This is a genomic window from Rudaea cellulosilytica DSM 22992 (assembly GCF_000378125.1).
GTDB lineage: Bacteria > Pseudomonadota > Gammaproteobacteria > Xanthomonadales > Rhodanobacteraceae > Rudaea > Rudaea cellulosilytica.
In genome coordinates, this window is record NZ_KB899241.1 from 936,819 (window position 1) to 952,453 (window position 15,635).

12 protein-coding genes are annotated in these 15,635 nt (G+C 63.2%); 8 read left to right on the forward strand and 4 right to left on the reverse strand.

The window, feature by feature from the left end:
• Positions 1–2 precede the first annotated feature (2 nt).
• Positions 3–2,009 (reverse strand): SPFH domain-containing protein, encoded by a 2,007-nt coding sequence (locus F455_RS0104230; RefSeq protein WP_018972025.1) that lies wholly within the window; start codon positions 2,007–2,009, stop codon positions 3–5.
• A 366-nt stretch (positions 2,010–2,375) separates the two neighbouring features.
• On the opposite strand from F455_RS0104230, the gene F455_RS0104235 reads away from it, so the two are divergent.
• The 4 genes from F455_RS0104235 to F455_RS21835 all read left to right on the forward strand — a co-directional run bounded on the left by F455_RS0104235 (position 2,376) and on the right by F455_RS21835 (position 10,014).
• Complete coding sequence (locus tag F455_RS0104235; RefSeq protein WP_018972026.1) at positions 2,376–3,614, forward strand: sterol desaturase family protein; 1,239 nt, start codon at positions 2,376–2,378, stop codon at positions 3,612–3,614.
• Between the two features lie 147 nt (positions 3,615–3,761).
• Positions 3,762–4,847, forward strand: a complete 1,086-nt coding sequence (locus F455_RS0104240) for a hypothetical protein (protein WP_018972027.1) — start codon at positions 3,762–3,764, stop codon at positions 4,845–4,847.
• A 78-nt stretch (positions 4,848–4,925) separates the two neighbouring features.
• Positions 4,926–8,447: an indolepyruvate ferredoxin oxidoreductase family protein gene (locus tag F455_RS0104245; RefSeq protein WP_026293057.1), complete on the forward strand. Its 3,522-nt coding sequence runs from the start codon at positions 4,926–4,928 to the stop codon at positions 8,445–8,447.
• Between the two features lie 217 nt (positions 8,448–8,664).
• Positions 8,665–10,014 (forward strand): glycosyltransferase, encoded by a 1,350-nt coding sequence (locus F455_RS21835; RefSeq protein ID WP_169337291.1) that lies wholly within the window; start codon positions 8,665–8,667, stop codon positions 10,012–10,014.
• Positions 10,015–10,039: 25 nt separating this feature from the next.
• Here F455_RS21835 and F455_RS0104260 read toward each other — a convergent pair whose 3' ends face one another.
• From F455_RS0104260 to F455_RS0104270, 3 genes are all read right to left on the reverse strand, one after another.
• Positions 10,040–10,645 (reverse strand): lysophospholipid acyltransferase family protein, encoded by a 606-nt coding sequence (locus tag F455_RS0104260; protein ID WP_018972031.1) that lies wholly within the window; start codon positions 10,643–10,645, stop codon positions 10,040–10,042.
• Positions 10,642–11,049, reverse strand: a complete 408-nt coding sequence (gene arfB / locus F455_RS0104265) for an alternative ribosome rescue aminoacyl-tRNA hydrolase ArfB (protein WP_018972032.1) — start codon at positions 11,047–11,049, stop codon at positions 10,642–10,644. Before arfB ends, F455_RS0104260 begins: the two co-directional genes overlap by 4 nt.
• Positions 11,050–11,142: 93 nt before the next feature.
• On the reverse strand, positions 11,143–12,432 hold the full coding sequence (locus F455_RS0104270) for a 6-phosphofructokinase (protein ID WP_018972033.1): 1,290 nt from the start codon (positions 12,430–12,432) through the stop codon (positions 11,143–11,145).
• Positions 12,433–12,539: 107 nt separating this feature from the next.
• Here F455_RS0104270 and F455_RS0104275 point away from each other — a divergent pair, with 107 nt between their 5' ends.
• The 4 genes from F455_RS0104275 to mpl all read left to right on the forward strand — a co-directional run bounded on the left by F455_RS0104275 (position 12,540) and on the right by mpl (position 15,588).
• Positions 12,540–13,103 (forward strand): adenylate kinase, encoded by a 564-nt coding sequence (locus F455_RS0104275; RefSeq protein WP_018972034.1) that lies wholly within the window; start codon positions 12,540–12,542, stop codon positions 13,101–13,103.
• Positions 13,104–13,108: 5 nt separating this feature from the next.
• Positions 13,109–13,495: a hypothetical protein gene (locus F455_RS22875; protein ID WP_157578423.1), complete on the forward strand. Its 387-nt coding sequence runs from the start codon at positions 13,109–13,111 to the stop codon at positions 13,493–13,495.
• 100 nt (positions 13,496–13,595) lie between these two features.
• Entirely contained in the window at positions 13,596–14,138 is a 543-nt protein-coding gene (locus F455_RS0104280) for a hypothetical protein (RefSeq protein ID WP_018972035.1), read from the forward strand.
• A 70-nt stretch (positions 14,139–14,208) separates the two neighbouring features.
• The gene (gene mpl / locus F455_RS0104285) at positions 14,209–15,588 is read left to right on the forward strand and encodes a UDP-N-acetylmuramate:L-alanyl-gamma-D-glutamyl-meso-diaminopimelate ligase (RefSeq protein ID WP_026293058.1); all 1,380 of its coding nucleotides are present in this window, start codon (positions 14,209–14,211) and stop codon (positions 15,586–15,588) included.
• Positions 15,589–15,635 lie beyond the last annotated feature (47 nt).

Below are 15,635 nucleotides of genomic sequence, written 5' to 3' on the forward strand. Positions count from 1 at the left end.
GCTTACTGCACCGTCGTCGATTTCGCTTGGCGGAACTGCTGGCCCGTGGCGAGAATCATCGCCGTGATCGCCTCGATCGCGTTGCTGCCCTTGCCGTCGCCGCCGACGAGAATTTGCGGCACGACCGGCAGCTTACCCTCGGCAATCGCGCGCGTGATCTGCGCGGAGATCTCCTGGGCCAAGCGGATCTCGGGGCCGCCGTAGGCCTCGACCTGCTTGTGCGCAGCGCGTGCCGTCGCCTCGCCTTCGAGTTCGATGCGGTTCGCGTTCGCCGCACCGATCGCCTTGATGCGTTCGGCGTCGGCCATGGCGACGTTGCGGATCTTCGCCGCATCCGCCTCACCCTGGCGCGTCTGCGTCTTCACCTCGGCGAGACCCTTGTTCTCGGCGATCTCGATCGCGATGCGCGACTCGGTCAGACCCTTCTGCTGTGCTGCGACCGCGGCGGCTTCGCGCAGCGTGCGCTCCTTGACCGCTGCCGCTTCCTGCTGCTCGTAGGTCTCGATCTGTTCGCGCGCGACCTGGCGATCACGCAGCTGAGCGAGGATGTTCTCGATCTGACTGTTGCCGGCCGGTGACTTCGGCGTACCGATCAGTACTTCCTGCAGCTCGAGATTGTAAGCCGCGAACTTGCCCTTCATGTCGGCGAGCGCCTGGCCCTGGATGTCCGCGCGCTGCTGCAGCAGTTCGATCAGCGTCTTGGTCTGCGCGGTGTTCTTGAAGTAGGCCGAGACCATCGGATCGAGCGTCTGCTCGACCAGCTTCTGCACATCGCCGAAACGCTGGATGACCTTGGCCGCCTTCTTGTAGTCGATATGCACGACCACGGACAGCGGCAACGTCGGCTCGAACGCGTCCTTGGTGATCAGCGAAATCTCCTTGAGGTTGCGGTCGAAGTCCGAGCCCGACTGGCCCGATTCCCATTTGAGGATGAAGTTTGTCGTCGGCACCTTCGCGATCGCACCGGCGAAACGATTGAACGCATACTTGCCTGGCAGCATCGGCGCTTCCCAGACGCCGCGTTCGCCGTCACCGACGAGTTCGCCATGCTGGTATTCCACGCCGGAGCGGTCGGTGCCGCGCTTGCCGATAAATGAGACGACCACGCCGACCGTGCCCATCGGCACGAGCGTCTTCTCGATGAATTCCACGCTCGCGAACAAGCGGTTGACGTAGTAGGTGCCGTCGACGAGCACTTGGTACTGGCGCCCGCGAAAGCCGCCGGCGGCGAGAAAACGATCGGCATCCTGGAAGTTGTTGTGATAGGTCGCGGCCATACTGCGGTCGGCACCGACTGCGGGCGCAATCAACTCGCCCGCGGGTAGGCCGGGACCATCGTGCACGGTGACGATGCCAATGACGTCGTTGACCGTGCGCGCTTCCTTCGCGCCGGGGTCGGTGACGCGCAATCCCTGCGCCGATTGTTCGCCGATAACGACGGGGTGGAAACCGCCACGCGCCTCGATCTGCGCGCGCATCGACTCGATCGTGTCCGTATCGGACTTGGCTAGCGCAACTGCATAGGTGTTCGCGCGCGTGAGCACGACGAACTGGGCGATGTTGATTGCGTAGACGCCTTCGCGCAGCACCTTGCGCTGCGGACCTTTCTGGCCATCGGCGGCGAGGAACTCGCGCACGCTCTCGAAATCGTCGGCGTTGCTGTTTCCGGCCAGCGACTGACCGGCTTCGAGCGCTTTGCCGTCGCGCGCGAACACATAGCCGATCTCGCCTTGCGGCACGGTCACGAGGTCGACCTTGTGCACGCGGTACTGAAACGGGAACAACAGATGGAAGCCACCGCGCAGCAGTTCGGGCACGTAACCGGCTTCACCGCCGAGCGCGACGAGGCCGCGCTTGACTGAGCCTTTGCCGGCCCACAGGCGTTCGAGCACGCCGACGCGGTTGTTGGGCACGTAGACGATGGACGAATACAACAATGTCAGCGCGACGACTACGCCGGCGATGACGCCGATATTGCCAAGACTCAATTCCGTATTAAGCCACGACATGACGCTCTATCCTTCGACAGGTTGGGAAAAGTGGAAAACGGGAGACGAACAACACGCAAGAACAGCTACATGGGCGGCATGGACCACTCCGGGCTGTGAAGAAAGTAGACGCACGCGGCAGCAGGCGCGCAAAGCGCAGGCAAAACGGAATACGCTGGCGAAAATGTGCAGGGCCGGGTGTCGATCGCGACAAACGCGACGCGCGGCGAGCGGAAGAAACCCCTGGCGGTAACGGTAAGCACGACTGCTTTCCTTGCCTTGGAGATATGGCGTGGAAGGCGTTTTTCAAGATTCCGCGCGCGCTCGTGCAAGTGCCTGAATCCGCGGCTATAGTGCGCGCAACCTCATCAAGGTAACGGAATCGTCATGTTCGGATCGTCTCCCCCGTCCGGCTCCAAGCGCGCGATTTCCCGCCGGATCCTGGTCGCGCCGCTCGCCAAGGCCGCGCATCACGTCAGCGAAGTCGTCGACGAAACCGACGACCTGCTTCACGCCAGCGGCGACCTGCGTCAGGGCAAGGCGCTGATCACGACCGTGATCGCACTGCTGCTCGGCATCCTCAGCCTGCTCGCCGTGCTCGCGTTCCATTTTCCGCAGTATCTGACCATGCCGGAGCTGCGCCACAAGTATTCGGTCGACGTTCTGCGCCAGCTCCTGTTCGGCGGACTACTCGTCGCCGGCGCCCTGTCGTTGACCAATCTGATCTTCAATCGCCGGCGCAATCTCAACCTCGTCGCGTTCGCCTGCGTCATCGTTGCCGTGGCGTTAGGCGGTTCGCGCGTGCCGGTCGGCGACTTTCCGGACAACACGCCGTACATCGGCCTCGACTGGTTCATCCTCGACTTGCTCGGCTCGACCGTGATCTTCGTCGTGCTCGAGAAGCTGTTCCCGCTGTACAAGGGTCAGCCGATCTTCCGCCGCGAGTGGCAGACCGATCTCAAACACTTTGCGGTCAACCATTTTCTCGTCGGCGTGATCCTGCTCACCGTGAACTTTCTGATCCATCACGTGTTCGGCTGGCTGGTCAACCACGATTTCCAGCTCGCCGTGCAGCGCATCTGGTTCGTGCCGCAGCTGCTGCTGTGCATCCTCGTCGCCGATCTCGCGCAGTACTTCACCCACCGCGCGTATCACGAGGTGCCGTTCCTGTGGAAATTCCACTCGGTGCATCATTCGACGAAGACGATGGACTGGCTCGCGGGTTCGCGCCAGCACATGCTCGAGATCATCGCCACGCGCGTCGCCGTGCTCGCGCCGCTGTTCGTGATCGGCTTTTCCGAAGGCGTGATCAATGCCTACATCATCATCGTCGGCTTCCAGGCCGTGTTCAATCACGCCAACGTGCATCTGCCCTGGGGTCCGCTGCGGTATCTGATCGTGACCCCGGACTTCCACCATTGGCATCATTCGCAGGACGACGAGGCGATCGACAAGAACTACGCCGCGCACTATTCGTTCCTCGACTACCTGTTCGGCACGGCGGTGAAGTCGGACAAGAAGTTCCCCGAACATTACGGCGTGGTCGGCGACTACATGCCCGACGGCTTTGTCAACCAGCAACTGTTTCCGTTCAAGGCGATGATCAAGCCGGACACAAGGGCTTAGTCCCCGAATAAGCTACGGCGTTCGGCAGCGCACAGCGTTTGCAGAGGTTCCCGGGCGCATTTGCAAAAATTCGCGGCGAATCGCCCGGTTTTGCCTCATGCTCTCGTCTACACTTGCACCACTTTGTCGCTGGGGAGTGACCGCGCAATGCAGGGCTTGATGGTTCTCTATCTGGTTTCCTTCGTTCTGGGAATCTTCATCGTCGTCCGCGTCTGGCGGGCGAGCACGCTCGAGGGCGTGCTGACCTTGTTCCTTCCGTTCTACGTTTTCTACGCGCTGTACAAGTACTGGGGTGATGCGGATCACGACATCCGCTGGCCGCTGTTTGCCCAGATCGTCGTCTCGGCCATTCTGCTCTGGAACGTGTATCACATCGCGCCAGCCGCGATCGATCCAGGTTATGCCGCCGTGCAGACCCAGGGCGCGGACGACGACGACCAGGCCGACGAGGATCAGCCGGCGGCTCGGCCGACCCGGACATCGACGGCCGCTTCGGCGCAGGACCGGACGACGCCCGCGTCGGCGGCGACGCGGACAGCGGCGTCCGCCCAGGCCGGCGAGACCGAGCCACCGCCGCGTCGCGCGACGCCGGCGGAACTGAACGACCTTGCGACGCACGTCCTGTTCCTGCGCGGCCGCTTCGTGCGCGAGGCGATCGGCATGCGTTTCGATATTCCGCGCGGCCAGCACTTGCTTGCCGGCACCGACGCACGTCAAGCCGACACCGCGCTGCGCGGTGAAGTCGATCCGCATTTGATCGGCTGGATGGTTGCCGTGGGCAGGACCATCACCGATCCGAACCTGCGCATCGTGCGCCTGCGCTGGCGGCATGACGGTCTGGTCGCCGGCGACGCACCGGATCCGGCTGCGCTGCTGGATACCGCGCACACTCGCCCCCCGGCGCCACGCCTCGCCGGTAGCGGCGGCACCTTGGTGCGCTACGACGTCGCGCCGGCGCGCGAGGGCTCGACGATCGTCTGGAGCGAAGAGCGTCGGCCCGAGGGTGCGCAAGCCAGCGCCCACGACTGCCATGCGCTGCGACTCGCACGCAAAGGCGTGCTCGAGTTCAGCATCGTCGGCGTGGATGCGACCGCAGCGGTCTCGTGCACGGACGAGTTACGCGCGATCGTCGCTACGGTGCGTTTCGACCCGGAATCGGACTTTCCGGCACAGATCCAGGGCGAGCATCTCGCCTCCTATTCGCTTAGCGGAATGATCACGCAAACGCAATAGGCCGCCGTTCGCCCGCACAACATTCCACAGCCCCGCACGGAGCCGATGCTAAAATCGAGCATTGACTCTAACGCGAGCATGGCTGTCATGTCTGTTCCCGCAACGCAGTTGGACCTCGGCTACACGCTCGAGGATAAATACACGCGCAAGGAGGGCCGCATCTATCTTTCCGGCGTACAGGCGCTCGTCCGCCTGCCGCTGATGCAGCAGATGCGCGACCGTGCCGCCGGCCTCAACACCGCCGGTTTCATTTCCGGCTATCGCGGTTCACCGCTTGGCGGTTTCGACCTCGAGCTGTGGAAGGCGAAGAAACACCTCAAGTCGTCGAATATCGAATTCCAGCCCGGCCTCAACGAGGACCTCGGCGCGACGATGGTCTGGGGTACGCAGCAGGCCAATCTGTTCCCCGGCGCGAAGTACGACGGCGTGTTCGCGATGTGGTACGGCAAGGGCCCGGGCGTGGACCGCTCGGGCGACGTGTTCAAGCACGGCAATGCCGCGGGCACCTCGAAGAACGGTGGCGTGCTCGCTTTGGCCGCGGACGATCATGCCTGCCGCTCGTCGACGCTGCCACACGGTTCGGAACTCGAATTCGTCAGCGCGATGATGCCGATCTTGAATCCGGCCGGCGTGCAGGACATCCTCGACATGGGCCTGCTCGGCTGGGCGATGTCACGCTACACCGGGCGCTGGGTCGGCTTCAAGACGATCGCGGAGACGGTGGAATCCTCGGCCAGCGTCAACGTCAATCCGCATCAGCTCGACATCGTGATTCCGACCGATTTCACGATGCCGCCCGGCGGCCTCAGCATCCGCTGGCCCGATCCGCCGCTCAACCAGGAAATGCGCCTGCACCAGTACGCCGTGCAGGCTTCGCAGGCGTTTGCGCGCGCGAACAAGATCGACCGTGTCGTCATCGACTCGCCGCGGGCGCGCCTCGGCATCGTCACCACGGGCAAGAGCTATCTCGACGTGCTGCAGGCGCTCGAATATCTCGGCATCGACGAGAAAATGGCCGCCGACGTCGGCATCCGCGTGTACAAGGTCGGCATGACCTGGCCGCTCGAGCCGGTCGGCATTCGCGAGTTCGCCAACGGCCTCGAAGACATCATCGTCGCCGAAGAGAAGCGCTCCTTCATCGAATCGCAGATGAAGGAATACATGTACAACTGGCCGACGCGGCCGAGCGTGGTCGGCAAATATGACGAGGAAGGCAACTGGATTCTGCCGTCCACGTCCGAGCTGACGCCAGCGATGATCGCGCTCGTGATCGCCAAGCGCCTGTCGCGTTTCTTCAGCAACGACACGATCAAGTCGCGCGTCGCCTGGATCGAGGCGAAGGAACAAGAACTGACCCTGCCGCGCGCAAATTTCCCGCGCGCCGCGCATTATTGTTCCGGCTGCCCGCACAACACCTCGACCGCGGTGCCCGAAGGCTCGCGCGCGCTCGGTGGCATCGGCTGCCATTACATGGTCACCTGGATGGACCGCCGCACCGACACGTTCACCCAGATGGGCGGCGAAGGCGCGACCTGGTGCGGCCAGGCGCCGTTCACCGAAACCCAGCACGTGTTCCAGAACCTCGGCGACGGCACCTATTTCCACTCGGGCTCGCTGGCGATACGCCAGGCGATCGCGGCCAAGGTCAACATCACCTACAAGATTCTCTACAACGATGCAGTCGCGATGACCGGCGGCCAGCCGGTCGACGGCACATTGACCGTGCCAGGCATCGCCAACCAGATGCGCGCCGAAGGCGTGCAGACGATCGTGGTGATGAGCGACGAGATCGAGAAATGGTCGAAGCGCGAACTGTTCCCGCGTGACGTCGAGTTCTTCGATCGCGCCGAGTTCGATGCCGTGTCCAAGCGCTTGCGCGAAGTGCCCGGCGTGTCGGTGCTGATTTACGATCAGACCTGCGCAACCGAGAAGCGTCGCCGACGCAAGCGCGGCAAGCTCGAAGACCCGAAGAAACGCGTCTTCATCAACTCGCTCGTTTGCGAAGGCTGCGGCGACTGCGGCGAGAAATCGTTCTGCGTTTCCGTGCTGCCGAAGGAAACCGAATACGGGCGCAAGCGCGAGATCGACCAGTCGAACTGCAACAAGGACTATTCCTGCGTGAAGGGCTTCTGCCCGAGCTTCGTCACCATCCACGGCGGCGGTTTGAAGAAGCGCAAACCCGGAAGTGGCAAAGTGGACTTCTCCACATTGCCGCAACCGAGCTTCGCCAGCGACCTCGCCCAGCCTTGGAACATCCTCGTCACCGGCATCGGCGGTACCGGTGTCGTCACGATCGGCGCACTGATCGGCATGGCCGCGCATCTGGAATCGAAGGGCGCGACCGTGCTCGACCAGACCGGTCTCGCGCAGAAGGGCGGTGCGGTGACCTGTCATCTGCGTATCGCGAAGACGCCGGCCGACATCCATGCCGTGCGCATCGCCGCGGGCGAGGCCGATCTCGTCCTCGGCTGTGACATGGTCGTGGTCAACGACTACTGGGCACTGTCGAAGATCCGCGCCAAGCGCTCGCACGTCGTGCTCAACACCTACGAGGCGATGCCCGGCACGTTCACGACCAAGCCGGACATGCAGTTCCCGGCGTTGCAGATCGTCAAAGCCGTCGGCACCGCGCTCGACGGCGACGAGCCCGAGCTCGTCGACGCGACCGATCTCGCGACCAAGCTGCTCGGCGATTCGATCGCGAGCAATCTGTTCATGCTCGGCTACGCCTGGCAGAAAGGCTGGGTGCCGATCTCCGAAGCCGCGCTGATGCGTGCGATCGAACTCAATGGCGCCGCGATCGAAATGAACAAGAGCGCGTTCAACTGGGGTCGTCTGGCCGCGGTCGACATGGCCAAGGTCAAGGAAGCGGCCAACGGCATGCAAGCGCCCGCGGCGGCGACGGCGTTCGCCGCACCAATGGATGACGTGAAGATCAGCCGCACGCTCGACGAGGAGATCTCCCGCCGTGCCGCCTTCCTCACCGACTACCAGGACGCCGCGTATGCGGCGAAGTACAAGGCGCTCGTCGACAAGGTGCGCAGTGCCGAGCAGGCGAAGGCACCGGGCCAAACCGCGCTGACCGAAGCGGTCGCGCGCTACGCGTTCAAGCTCATGGCGTACAAGGACGAGTACGAAGTCGCGCGCCTGTACACGAGCGGCGAGTTCGAGCAGCAGATCAAGAACGTCTTCGACGGCGACTACAAGATTCACTTCAATCTTGCTCCGCCGACCTTCGCCAAGAAGGACTCTGACGGCCATCTGGTCAAGCGCGAGTTCGGTCCGTGGATGTTCCGCGCGTTCAAGCTGCTGGCCAAGTTCAAGCGCCTGCGCGGCGGTGCGCTCGACGTTTTCGGCAAGACCGCCGAGCGCAAAATGGAGCGTCAGTTGATCGCCGACTATTTCGCGACGGTGGACGAGCTGCTGTCGAAGCTCGACCGCAACAACCTCAAGCTGGCCGTCGACATCGCCTCGATCCCTGAGCGGATCCGCGGCTACGGCCATATCAAGGAGGCGAACTTCGCCAAGGCGGCGGCCGCACATCGGGAACTCATGAGCGGATGGCGTTTGGCAAAACCCGAAGTTCGCGCAGTGGCGTGATGGCGCGACGACATTCCGTGGCGGAACGCCACGATCGTTCGACAGTAGGTGGCTTCTTGGGAATTCACGCCAAGGTTATCTCGCAGCACGCGCGCAAGTTTGAGGCGACAGTGACGGAGCGCGATCGTCGCACGGTATGGGCCACCTTGAGCCTCTTTCGTACCGGCGACTCGATAGCTTTGAAACGCCCGCAACGCGACGCCATGACGAGCCTGCTATGAATCTGCACGTTGCTTTCGACACCGGCATACAGCAGCGCGATATCCTGCGTCGGGCAGCCGCCTTGCTGCAAACCGGCGAGGGTGAGCAAGCAAGGCGAGCCCTGCAAACCCTGCGCGCCGAGCATATTCGCGATCTTGAGGAAGCCGTCGTCGCGGTCAACATGCTCCTCGATGTGAATCTGCCCGACGCGGCGCTTGCGATGGCTGTCAGGATGGGAGGACTCGCTCCTGGGCATCCCGAATGCGCTGAGCTCATGGCGGAATGCCGTTTCCTGATCGATCGACCGACGTTCTGGCAGAACGAGAGCCGCGACATCCGCACAGCCCTCGAACAGATCAGCACGCTCGCTTCCACGGCAGAGCATGCTGCGACGGACTCGAAGTTGCACATACTTTGCAACCTCGACAGCATTGGCGGCAGTGAGCGCCGCGCGCTCAACCTGTACCGCTTTCTTTCCGCGCACATGCCGACGACATTGTGGTCGACTGCGCCGGCCCATCCAGCGCATCGCGAACAGGCTCCAATCCGTCTCATCCACGGCGACGAAACGCCATCGGGTGGCACAATCGTCCTGATCGGGACCTACTACGACATCGGCGATCTGCTCGAACGCGGCCACTTCGAGCGGGTGGTGATCTGCCACAACCTGATCGACCAGAATCAGAACCTGCTCCGGTGGCTGAAGCGGATCGGCAACAATCCGGCCCACCCATCCGTGGAGCTGACGTTCCCGTCAAAGATGTTCGGCGAGCTGCTCGGCCTGCCAGGCGCCGCCGAATATTCTCCTGTCGATCTCGCCCACTTCCGTTGCCGCCAAGCGCGCGCATCGACACCGGATATTGCAGTCGGCCGCCACAGCCGCGCCTACGCGTACAAATTCCACTACAACGATGCGGCCTTTTTCCGCCAGGCTATCGCCCATGGATACCGGGTCAGATTACTCGGAGGCAATGCAATCGAGCGCGTCTTCGCGGCCGACAAGGGTAAGCGCCCGGAATTGATCGCCGAAGGCGCGGTCGAAGCGCGGGACTTCCTCGAGACCCTCGACGTGTTCGTCTACCGCAAACATCCGCAATGGCTGGAGACCGGCGGCGCGGTCATCCTCGAAGCGATGGCGATGGAGTTGCCGGTCATCATCTTCCCCGAACAGTGCGGCTGCGCGGAGCTGATCGTGCACGGCGAGAACGGCTTTCTCGTCGCCAGCGAAACGGAGGCATTCGAAATCCTCGCGCGCCTGAGCGCCGAACCCGACTTGCGCAGACGCATCGGCAGCGCAGCGCGGCAAACCCTGGTCGATCTGCAGCGGCGCCAGGAACCCGAACTCCTCGCCCGCTATCGCGGCTGAGCGAGCGCCGTCCGCAGGCGGCGCGTTACACCGTGCCGCGATTCTTGCCCTGGAACGGCACGTAGTATTCGCGGATGCGCGCCATGTCGGCGTCGAGGTCGTCGCTCAGCTCGATCAACGGCCCCAGGCCGATCGTCTTTTCCGGATAGTGAAAGTAGAGCAATTGCACCGGTACGTTCGCCGCGCGCGCGATGTGCCAAAATCCACTTTTCCACTTTTTAACTTTCTTGCGCGTGCCTTCCGGCGTGATGCCGAGCCAGAGCTTGTCGCGCGCGGCGAACTGCTGGCGCATCTGCGTCACCACGTCATGCGCCGCCTTGCGATCGATGCCGATGCCGCCGAGGCCGCGCACCAGAGGACCTAGCAGGCCCTTGGTGTAGTCGTGCTTGATGATGAAATGGATGTCCAGGCGTAGCGCCACCTTGAACGCAAGCGCCCAGACGCCGTCCCAGTTGGACGAATGCGGCGCGCCGATGATGACGAGCTTGGGCACGTCCGGCAGCCGGCCGGCGATGCGCCAGCCGGTCAGGCGCAGCAGCCCTCGGCACACCCAGCCCAGCAACGAAGGCGAAAAATGCGGCGCCTGCGGCGGCACGCCCGGGAAAATCGACGCGTTGGTGCCCTCGCTCAATCTTCGCTCCAGTTGCGTTTCGCGCGCTGCTGTTTGTGCGTGCTGCGTTGCCGCTTGGCATCGAGGCGGCGTTCCTTGGATGCGCGCGTCGGCTTGGTCGCGATACGTTTCTTCGGCACATAGGCCGCAGCTTGCAGAATTTCGGCAAGGCGTGCGCGCGCGTCCTCGCGGTTCTTCGCCTGGTCGCGGAAACGGTTGGCCTGGATCACGAGCACGCCGTCGGCGGTCAAGCGGCGATCGCGCCGCGCGAGCACGCGAGCACGCAACGCCTCCGACAGCGACGGCGAATTGACCACATCGAAGCGCAACTCGACCGCCGAGGCGACCTTGTTGACGTTCTGCCCGCCCGGGCCCGAGGCACGAACGAAGGTTTCGATCAGCTCGTTGTCGGGAATGTGAAGCATGTCTTGCCGTGCCGCCGTTCGAGAGTGCTCTGACAGCCGACACTCCCGCGAAAGTAGGAATGACGGCGAGGGGGTTTCGTACTCGAAAATCCGCTATTTGTCCGCGATCTCGTATTTCGGCAGCTTCTTCTTCAGCAGCACGCGCTTGAGACGTGCGTACTTGGGCAGGCCGGTCTTTGCATCGTACGGCGGCGCGGCTTCGCCGCGGATCAGCGGCTCGAAGTAATTGCGCGCGGCGGCGGTGATGTGGAAACCGTCCTTGCTGATGTAGTTTGCCGGCAGCTTCTTCTCGATGTTGGCGATCTTCGTGATCGGCGCGGCCTCGATCTTCCACTTGAACGGCGTCGACGAGGTGCGCTTGATCACCGGCATCACCGCGTTCTTGCCGGCCAGCGCGTACTCGACCGCGGCCTTGCCGACCGCATAGGCCTGCTCGACGTCGGACTTCGAAGCGATGTGTCGCGCCGAGCGCTGCAGGTAGTCCGGCACTGCCCAATGGATCTTGAAACCGAGCCTGTCCTTGACCAATCCGGCGATGATCGGCGCTGCGCCGCCGCCGAGCTGGGTATGGCCAAACGCGTCGACCACGCCCGAGTCGGTGAGAAACCTGCCGTCCGGCGTCTTCACGCCTTCGGACACGATGACCGAGCAATAACCCACCTTGGCCACGACTTCTTTTACGCGCGCGAGGAACTTGTCCTGCTCGAACGGCACCTCGGGAAACAGGATCACGTGCGGCGGCGCGTCTTTGCCCTGCGCGGCGAGGCCCGCGGCCGCCGCGATCCAGCCCGCGTGGCGGCCCATGACTTCCATGACGAACACCTTGGTCGACGATTCGCTCATCGACTCGACATCGAGACTGGCCTCGGCGATCGATACTGCAGTGTACTTCGCCACCGAACCGAAGCCGGGACAGGAATCGGTCACCGGCAGGTCGTTGTCCACCGTCTTCGGCACGCCGACGACTTTGAGGTCATAGCCGAGCTCGGCGCTGAGCTTGGAAATCTTCAACGAAGTGTCGGCCGAGTCGTTGCCGCCGTTGTAGAGGAAGTAGCGGATGTCGTGCGCGCGGCAGACTTCGATCAGGCGCTCGTAGCGCGACCGGTCGGCCTCGATCGACTTGAGCTTGAACCGGCACGAGCCAAATGCGCCGCCCGGGGTGTGGCGTAATGCCGCAATCGCGCTGCGGTCTTCCTTGGCCACATCGATCAGCTCCTCGCGCAGCGCACCGAGAATGCCATTGCGCCCGGCATACACCGGCACGCCGTGTTTGCGGCAGGTTTCGATCACGCCGCAGGCGCTGGCGTTGATCACCGCGGTCACCCCACCCGACTGCGCGTAGAACAGCGCGCCTTTGCTCGCCTTGCCCTGCTTCTTGCTCATGCGATCCTCAATGGTAAAAGGTCTCGTTGACTCGTTGACGCACTGCCGCTAGGTTAGCCTGTCGCAGTTTGCATTGCACCCACCGCCGCGTCCTCACGGAATCAGATATGCGCATCGTTTTCTTCGGCCCGAATGGATCGGGCAAGGGCACCCAGGCCACCCTGCTCAAGAATGAACTCGGCATACCGCATATCTCCACCGGCGACCTGCTGCGCGCCGCGGTCAAGGCCGGCACGCCGCTCGGGATCAAGGCCAAGGCGGTGATGGACGCCGGCCAGCTCGTCTCCGACGACATCGTGCTCGGCATGCTCGAAGAGCGCATCACCCAGTCCGACGCGAAGGGCGGCTTCATCCTTGACGGCTACCCGCGCAACCTCGCCCAGTGCGCCGCGCTCGAGGACCTGCTCGCACGCATCGGTCAGCCGCTCGACGTGGCGATCAAGCTCGACGTACCCGACAGTGCCATTCTCGCGCGCTGCGAGATCCGCTTCGCCGCCGAACACCGCGCCGACGACGACCCCGCCGTCGTGCGCAAGCGCCTCGAAGTCTACCGCGCACAGACCGCGCCGGTCGCCGACCACTTCGGCCAGATCGGCAAGCTCAAGACGGTCGACGGGGTGGGCGAAGTTCAGGAAGTGTTCCAGCGGATTTTGGCTGTGCTGCCAAGATAGAAAGCATGTCCGTTGAACCCGGTCCGACGCGTTTTTCGCGTGGTAAGCGATGGATACGCATGTGGGCAGCTACCGGACACGAGCTTAGGATTTTCTTTCGATTCCAGAAGTATTCCTCGGTTTTTCTTGCAGTCGCGATGCTGCTATTTCCGTTCTATATTCTTTACACGAACGGCTGGGCCGATATTCCCATCCATAACTTAAATAGCGGCACCACTCACTACGTAAATCCCCTCCTTATTGTCTTGCCGCTCTCAATCTTTGGCATCGGCTTGAGTCTGATTTGCTACCGGGCCGCAAAACGGGCGTTAAAAGCGTTAAACACGAAAAGCGATCCGTACAGGCAAGCTGGAAAAGCTTACCGACGTGCCAAAGCGAAGCGAGGACAATAGCATGCGCTTTACGCGTGCTACTTACGGCCCCCAAACCGAAGGGCCGCGGCGAACTGATACACTCACGAGCTATTAAATAAGCTCGGTTGCAACCGCTTTCATGCCTCCTGTTGTAGAAATCTTCCGCGATCTCGTCCTGTTGCGCCGTGGGCCGCAGGACCTGCCGTATTCAACTCAACTGCTCGCAGTGCTGATCGTCGCCTGCGTCGTCGTGCAAGCCGTCGCACGCACGATTCCCGCTCCGATCGGCCTCGGTGAATCATTCCTTTCGACACTGATCGAGACGCTGCTGGTACTCGCGGCGCTGCGCCTGGCGTTGCGCATGCGCGGTCTCGGCAGCCGCTTCGTGCAGGCGGGCAGCGGCCTCGTCGGCTGCAACCTGATCTTCACATTGATCAACATTCCAGTCGCGCTTGCGTTCGGCAAGTTTCCGATCGAAGCGGGCCGCCTCGTGCCCGAGCAGGTTACGCCGACACAGATGATGTTGTTCCCGCTGATTTTCGCGCTCGGCATCTGGCAGCTGGTGGCGGTGGCGAATGTGCTGCGCCACAGCTTGAACCTGACTCTGGCCGGCGGCATTGCGGTGATCTTCGGCTGGATCGCGCTGCTGTCGCTGCTGCTGAGCCTGATCGCAGGAACGTAGCCATGCGTTCGTCCTTGAACGCCAAGATTAAAAACCGGCTATCCATGGCCGGACTTCTCAATAAAAGCGCATGAAGCTCCATATCCTGGGGATTGCGGGGACGTTTATGGGCGGGGTCGCTGCGCTCGCGCGCGAACTCGGTCACGAGGTCGAAGGTTCGGATGCGAACATCTATCCACCGATGAGCGATCAACTCGCCGCGCTCGGCATCGCGCTCAAGCAGGGTTATCGCGCCGAACATCTCGGTAGCGACGATCCCGCGCGGAAACCGGATCTCGTCGTCGTCGGCAACGCCTTGTCGCGCGGCAATCCAGCGATCGAATACCTGCTGAACGCGCGCCTGCCCTATGTCTCCGGCCCGCAGTGGATCGGCGATGCGCTGCTGCGCGAGCGCCGCGTGTTTGCGGTCGCCGGCACGCACGGCAAGACGACGACGACGGCGATGCTTGCCTGGATCCTCGAAGCCTGCGGCCGCAAGCCGGGCTTCCTCGTCGGCGGCGTGCCGGAGAATTTCGACGTGTCGGCCCGGCTGGGCGCGAACGAGGACTTCGTCATCGAAGCCGACGAATACGACACCGCGTTCTTCGACAAGCGTTCGAAGTTCGTCCACTACCACGCGCAGATCGCGATCCTCAACAACCTTGAGTTCGATCATGCCGACATCTTTCCCGATGTCGCCGCGATCCAGCGCCAATTCCATCATTTCGTGCGCACCGTGCCGGGCAATGGCCGCCTGATCGTCAATGCCGAGGACAAGCATCTGGCTGAAGTGCTGACGATGGGCGCATGGTCGCCGATTACGACGTTCGGCATCGATGCGGGCAACTGGCGCGCGCGCCTGATCAGGACTGACGGCAGCGAATTCGCCGTACTGCGCGAAGGCAAGGAACTTGGCGTCGCGCGCTGGGGCCTGATCGGCCGGCACAACGTGAGCAATGCGCTCGGCGCGCTCGCCGCGGCCGAGGCGGGCGGTGTCGATATCGAAAAGGCGCTCGCGAGCCTCGCCGATTTCCGCAGTGCCAAGCGACGCATGGAACTGGTCGGCGAAGCGCGCAGTATAAAAGTATACGACGACTTCGCCCATCACCCGACCGCGATCGCGACCACGCTCGCCGGCCTGCGCGCAAAGATCGGCAAGGCACGCATCCTCGTCGGCATGGAGCCGCGCTCAAACTCGATGCGCCTTGGTGCGCATGCCGCCGAACTCGCACCGAGCCTCGCCGATGCCGATGCGGTCGTATTCCTGCAACGCGCCGAACTGCCGTGGGATGCGCACAAAGTCACCAGCGCGCTCGACGGTCGCGGTCGCACCGCACCGACGGTCGACGCACTGATCGCCGCGCTGCGCGAGCAGGCGCAGCCGGGCGACCACGTCGTCTTCATGTCGAACGGCGGCTTCGAGAACGCGCCGCGGCGCTTCGTGGCCGCCCTCTCGTCCATGTCGACGTAGCGCCGCGGCAACCTCCTCGGGCACCCCGGATCGTTCTCATCTCGTGT